This is a genomic window from Sphingobium sufflavum, assembly GCF_021403115.1.
Taxonomy (GTDB): Bacteria; Pseudomonadota; Alphaproteobacteria; order Sphingomonadales; family Sphingomonadaceae; genus Sphingobium; species Sphingobium sufflavum.
Window position 1 is genome coordinate 1 of the sequence record NZ_JAJSSH010000036.1, and the last position, 1,268, is coordinate 1,268.

Below are 1,268 nucleotides of genomic sequence, written 5' to 3' on the forward strand. Positions count from 1 at the left end.
TGACCTGACCCCCAACCTTCATCCGGTTGCGATTAGAGTCTCGGCATCGTTTTTGCGCATGAGCGCGGGTTGAGCAATGGCCTGTGCAGCGGAGCCCGTAGGGCGTAGCGAAGCGGGCCATTGCTTATTCAGCTCAGCGGCGAACGCTGCCGGTGTGGCATATCCGAGAGAGGAGTGCGGTCGCTCGGTGTTGTAGTCATCGGCCCATGCCGCGATCTTTTCACGAGCGTGCCCCATGCTCATGAACAGCGTCTCGTTGAGCAGCTCGTCACGCATCCGTCCGTTGAAGCTCTCGACGAAGGCGTTCTGGGTAGGCTTGCCCGGCATGGTGTAATGCCACTCGATCTTGGCCTCGCCGCACCAGGCCAGCACCGCGTTCGATGTCAGCTCGGTGCCGTTATCGCTGACGATCATGCCCGGCTTGCCGCGCTGGGCGATCAGTTCTTTCAGCTCGCGGACAACCCGCTTGCCCGAGATCGACGTGTCCGGCACCGCACGCAGGCACTCGCGGGTCACGTCATCGACGATGTTGAGCACCCGGAACCGGCGGCCCGTGACGAGTTGGTCATGCACGAAGTCGAGGCTCCACCGCTGGTTAGGCAGCGCCAGCACCGGTGGCGGCATCCGCGCTCCCACCGCTCGCTTACGGCCCTTGCGCCGCCGCACCGTCAAGCCTTCTTCGCGGTAAAGCCGCTGGGTCTTCTTACGGTTGATCGGCACCCCGTCGCGGCGCAGCAGGATGTGCAGGCGGCGGTATCCGAACCGTCGTCGCTCCTGCGCCAGGACGCGCAACTTATCGCGCAGCTCGTCATCACCGGCGCGCCGGGATCGATAGCGCACACTTGTGCGATCCGCTGCAATGACCCTGCACGCCCGCCGCTCGCTGACATCAAGCAGGGCCTGAAGATGCGCGACCGCTTCCCGCTTGGCGGCAGGCGTTACCATTTTTTTGACAGCAGGTCCTTCAGACCCGCGTTGTCCAGCATGGCATCGGCCAGCAGCCGCTTGAGCCGACCGTTCTCGTCCTCCAGCGCCCGCAGTCGCTTGGCCTCAGATACTTCCAGGCCACCGTACTTGGCCTTCCAGTTGTACAGCGTCGCCTCCGACACCCCATGCTTGCGGGCCAGATCAGCCGTTTTCGCGCCTGCCTCAGCTTCCCGCAGAACCCCGATAATCTGCTCTTCCGTAAACCGTATCCGCTTCATCAGTCCGTCCTTCCATGGGCCGGACTCTAATCGTATCTGGAGGAAAATCAGGGGGTCAGGTCA

General features: G+C 63.2%; 1 protein-coding gene. It reads right to left on the reverse strand.

From position 1 onward, the window contains the following. Window positions 1-18: 18 nt before the first annotated feature. Window positions 19-1,205 (reverse strand): IS3 family transposase gene (locus LWE61_RS20515; RefSeq protein ID WP_407696283.1). Its coding sequence is split into 2 segments (ribosomal slippage): window positions 19-944 and window positions 944-1,205, totalling 1,188 coding nucleotides; the frame shifts between segments, so codons are not numbered across the junction. Window positions 1,206-1,268 lie beyond the last annotated feature (63 nt).